Raw genomic sequence first — 4,958 nt, forward strand, 5'->3', positions numbered from 1 at the left:
TCCCTAGATGGGCAGCAAAAGCTGAACTTAGCGGATAAGCACTATCCCAATTTGGTTTAGCAGGGCGATGGAACACATTTTCCAAAGGGACGGGAACAGCGTAGCTGTGTAGCAACTTTGGTCAGCTTTTCGCTGAATGTGTTCCATCGGCTAAGCTATGAACAGTACGGGAGCAAACTTACGTTTGCTTTCCGCCACGCACTTAGCGAAATCTTTTGGTTTTGTTTTTTCTTTTTTTTCTGTCAAAGCGAAATCCCAAAGATTTTGCGACATCATAAATATACACAGACCTTGGCGTTTAAAACTCTAATTCCGTATTGTTTATAGGTTTTGTTGTAAAACGTTTTTATTCTTCAGTCAATTCATAATTTAAATTTAATTAGGTAATTCTCCACAATTAATTTAAGTACAATGAAATATTTTTATTTTTTCTTCGCAGTATAACCTTCATCTGCTAAACTATTTCCATTTCCATCAAATAATGTCATTTCCTTATCTGAGTCAATAATATAGTATTCCCCTTTGTCAATTCCTTTTTCAGAAAACTTATTACCATTTTTTATAAGAGTGTCAGTTTCATAGCTACCCCAAGGAACAACAGCAATAAATTCAATTCCCTTTTGATAAATTTCAAATGGAAAACTTCCGCCACTATTAGAATCAAATATTTCCCACTTTCCAAAAAGCTCATAATTTTCTTTTAATTTATCATATTTGCTTTTTTCTGTAATTCTTTTAGGTTCTTTATATTTTTCGCAATAGATAATACTATCTAAAGTCCAATATTTAGATTTTTCAAAACCTTCTTGGTATTCTTTAATTGCGACTATTCCTTTTTTCATATCATAATATATACCTCCACTATTCATATATTTAGATTTTAATACATTTTTAAATAATCTACCATTAATTATAATGCTATCAACTTTTTCTGCAGATTCTTCTTCAAGATAAAAATTTTTCAAATCTGTAACAATATTCATTTGACCTACATTCGCCCTGTAAATTTGTATTCCGTCAATTTCCTTGATATTATTTAAATCTGATGCATCAATTTGAACTCTCTGTCTAATAAAAATATTAAATGTTAAGTTAATTAAGGTGTCAGGTATAAATACAACATTTTGCCACTCTCTTTTAGCATTTATTTTAATCTTTTTATTGATGGAATCGTTTAAAGCACTGTTTTCTTCCCATTCAAAATCGGAAAGGTAAGTTGTATCTGAAGATTTAAGTTGAAATGTTAATTTGTTATTTAAAGAGTCTTTAAATATTAATTTTCCTTCTCCATTTAGGTAGGGGAACTTGTTCTTAGATTTTTTTGACAAATAATAATTCTCTAATGTTATTTGTTTTGGGCATTGAGAACAAGAAAAATTTATGAAAAGAATGAGAATTGGTAAAATAATATAATATTTCATTTCGGGTAGTTCTTACTAAATGTTTTACAACGTGTTTTTGTATGATTAGTACGGGAATAAAAGTGAACTTTTGTTTCCGTTTAAGCTATTAGCCAAATCTTTTTGTTTGTTTTTATTTTTTCTGTTTAAAAGCCAAATCAAAAGATTTGGCGGACTTAATAAAAGTACACTAACTTTTGAATTAAACACCAAAACCCGTATTAATTATAGCCATTGTTGGCAATAGTTTTTATTTCTTTACCTGTTCTATCAAAATAATATTTTTTTCTATCAAGCTCTAATTCTTCTACTTCTTTAGTAAAATAATAATTTGCTTTATCAAATTTTATTGGAATAATGATTTCTCCTTTAACATTAATAAATCCAAATTTTTTGTTTTTGGAAACACGAGCCAATCCTTTATGAAAATGACTGACATTATCAAACTTAAAATCTATAATTACTGTACTATGAGCATTTATAAATCCATATTTCTTCTTTTTTCTAGCTATAGCCAAACCATCATCACTAAGATAACTAGAAACCATATCAAATTTCGGTGTTGATATAACTTTTCCTAAAGTATCTATAAAAAATAAATTACCATTATGATGTGATGTATCTATTAAAGCATACCCTTTAGGTGAAAAATTTGAAGCAGAAGTGTATTTAAAGGGTAATGTTTGCTTTCCTTTTGAATTGAAATAGCCATATATAATATGCCCATTGTTATCAATATCTCTCACTTTAAAAAATCCATTTTTTAGAATGTCAATGGATTCATATTTAAATGGTATGATAATATTACCAATACTATCTAAAACCCCACGTTTACTATAAGAGAAAGTTAGTTTTGTTTTACTCAATTCCTTAATTTCTTCTTTTGTCAAATGTTTTTCAGCATAAATTAAGCCATTTATGTAATCTGATTGGAAGGTATATAAATGTGAAATAGTGTCTACTTTCTTCTTGTTAATATACTCTCTGTTACTATCTATAATAACTTCAATAAGACCACTTTCTTGCTCTTGTTTATTTATAGAATAGTATTTGTGTAAAGGAAGTAATTTTATACTCTTTCCACGGTAAAAATATAAGCCTGAACTTTTACCTTTCTTGACTTCTATAGCGTACCTTTTATCTGTTATACACATGTCTGTTACTTTATCAATTATAAAAGGAGTTATCTTTTGGTTTTCTTCATTTAAACAAAACCATTCCTTACCATTAGATACTGCTATTACTCCTTTTGCAACTACATAAGCCATTGAATACTTGCAAGGTATTATTTGTGTACCATTTAAATTTAGAAACCCTATTTTTTTGTTTCTCCTTACTTTACATATTCCTTGATAGCAAATTCCATAATTATAAAGTGGTTCTGTTAATTGTTTTCCTTCTATACTAAATAAAGCATATTTACCGTTTTCAGATATTCTGAAATCGGGTGTTTTTTCTTGTGTATATCCATTAAAAGAAACAAAAAGTAAAATTAGTATGTAAAGTTTGTATTTCATCAAATTATTGCCAACGCCCTGCTAAACGCAGTTCGGCCTTGAGAACGAAGATACAAAAAGTGTAAGATAATAAGCTTTAGTTTCGCGCGGCCACGCGAGGCTAAAGCTTATTAACCGTCTCGCTGAGCGATTTTTATAAAAAAAAATTGATTAGTGAGCCACTTTATTGGATCGAGAGTTCGATGGGTCGTACCAAATTGCTTTTAGCTACTGATGTTACATCGTTTTCCCTAGATGGGCAGCAAAAGCTGAACTTAGCGGATAAGCACTATCCCAATTTGGTTTAGCAGGGCGATGGAACACATTTTCCAAAGAGGCGGGAACAGCGCAGCTGTGTAGCAACTTTGGTCAGCTTTTCGCTGAATGTGTTCCATCGGTTAGTATATGAAAAGTAGGCGATTTCGAAGCACGAAACTTTCGGTTAAGCACAAAGTTAGATACGAGCCAAAAGCCTTGATCTTACTGATATTTCGCCTATTTTTTATATACATTGTTGGCATTTCGTTATTCTTTTTCGAGTGTTTTCATTAGTTCAAAACATAGCTTATCAATATTTCCCATATTTGGATTGAATGCTGACACATTTGACAGAATAATTATTCCGTTATTTGTCTTAACGTCAATGGCCATTGATGATGAATATCCTCCAGTTCCGCCATTATGCCAATACCAAAAATTATCAGACTTATTCTTTAATATGTGCCAGCCTAAACCAATATCCATATTTTCATTTAATTCAAAAGTTTTTTCTTTTGTAAGTTCAAGTTCCTTGTTTGAGTAGTCAAATTGAGAAATAGCAAATTGCGAAAGGTCTTCTACTGTTGAAAATATTGCACCTGCACCAGCCAAAACTGCTAAATCCCAATTTGGAACTTCTATACCTTCGTTATTTAATCCTTTTACCAAATTGCCTTTTATTGTAGTAATATTCGTTGTTGAATTTTGCATATCATATTTGGAAAATATTTTATTCTGTAGTAGGCTTTCATAAGTATCGTTTTCAATTTTTCTTAATGTGTAACCGAGTAATCCTGCTCCTAAATTGGAATATTGATATTTTCCTTTATTTGATAACTCAAGTTGATTTGTTACATAGTCTTCCAATTCTTTTTCCTTGTACTCTTTATATGGATTTTCAGAGTCAACATTTGTTAAATCAAGATTTGATGGTAAACGAGGAAGCCCAGAAGTATGATTAGCTAAATCAATAAATGATATTTCTGTGCTGTTCTTAATAGAGACTTTTAAATAATCATTGATGTTATCATTCAGTTTAACCTTTCCGTCTATAACAAAGTTTGCAAGTAGAGTAGATGTAAAAACTTTAGATATAGAGCCTATCTCAAAAATGCTTTTTTGGTTATCAATCGTTGAAATGGTATCACTTTCCTTTTTTATTCCATAATAACTAACTTTTCCATTATTGATTATTGCAATCGATAATTGTGTGTTGTTTGGAAATACTTTTGTGCTTTCAAATATGATTTCAGATTGGTCTTTTGTTATTAAACTGTTTTTAATAGACAAATTATTAACTACATTTTCTGTATTAACTTCTTCAGCAAACGGTTTAACTAATATCCCGTTTATTTTTGAATTATCGTCTATTGAAATATTGAGAGCGAAAACAGCACGTTCAAATGTGGTTTTATAAGAAGCATAAGTTCCATTTTCATATTTTATAAATTCTTGATTGGTGATATTTCCTGCTTGAGATTTAAGATTTTTCAAAAATTCTGTAGTTGTTTCTATTGGCAAAGCCTCTTTCAATACATCTGCAAACATTGAAAATATTCCATTGTAATTATCATTATTATAATGTTCTACAAATTTTTCGGTTATAATTTTGTTATCTGCTTTTTCCGTTTGTCCGAACGATAGATTAACTATTAGGGTCAAAACTATTAGTATTATTTTTTTCATTTATTTCTGATTTTCATTTTTTTTTAATGAATGCCAACGCCCTGCTAAACGCAGTTCGGCCTTGAGAACGAAGATACAAAAAGTGTAAGATAATAAGCTTTAGTTTCGCGCGGCCACG

General features: G+C 30.0%; 3 protein-coding genes. All 3 read right to left on the minus strand.

The features are described 5' to 3' along the window. Positions 1 to 422: 422 nt before the first annotated feature. The 3 genes from M4I21_RS18255 to M4I21_RS18265 all read right to left on the minus strand — a co-directional run bounded on the left by M4I21_RS18255 (position 423) and on the right by M4I21_RS18265 (position 4,840). Complete coding sequence (locus M4I21_RS18255) at positions 423 to 1,421, minus strand: hypothetical protein (protein WP_249560665.1); 999 nt, start codon at positions 1,419 to 1,421, stop codon at positions 423 to 425. 200 nt (positions 1,422 to 1,621) lie between these two features. Then, positions 1,622 to 2,917, minus strand: a complete 1,296-nt coding sequence (locus tag M4I21_RS18260) for a WG repeat-containing protein (RefSeq protein ID WP_249560666.1) — start codon at positions 2,915 to 2,917, stop codon at positions 1,622 to 1,624. Between the two features lie 504 nt (positions 2,918 to 3,421). After that, the gene (locus M4I21_RS18265; RefSeq protein WP_249560667.1) at positions 3,422 to 4,840 is read right to left on the minus strand and encodes a serine hydrolase domain-containing protein; all 1,419 of its coding nucleotides are present in this window, start codon (positions 4,838 to 4,840) and stop codon (positions 3,422 to 3,424) included. Positions 4,841 to 4,958: the final 118 nt, after the last annotated feature.

The organism is Cellulophaga sp. 20_2_10 (assembly GCF_023476645.1).
In the GTDB taxonomy this organism is placed as follows: Bacteria; Bacteroidota; Bacteroidia; order Flavobacteriales; family Flavobacteriaceae; genus Cellulophaga.

Excerpts from the sequence above, each read along its gene's own strand:
- M4I21_RS18260 (WP_249560666.1), bottom strand. The coding sequence starts at position 2,917 with ATGAAATACAAACTTTACATACTAATTTTACTTTTTGTTTCTTTTAAT.
- M4I21_RS18255 (WP_249560665.1), bottom strand. The coding sequence starts at position 1,421 with ATGAAATATTATATTATTTTACCAATTCTCATTCTTTTCATAAATTTT.
- M4I21_RS18265 (WP_249560667.1), bottom strand. The coding sequence starts at position 4,840 with ATGAAAAAAATAATACTAATAGTTTTGACCCTAATAGTTAATCTATCG.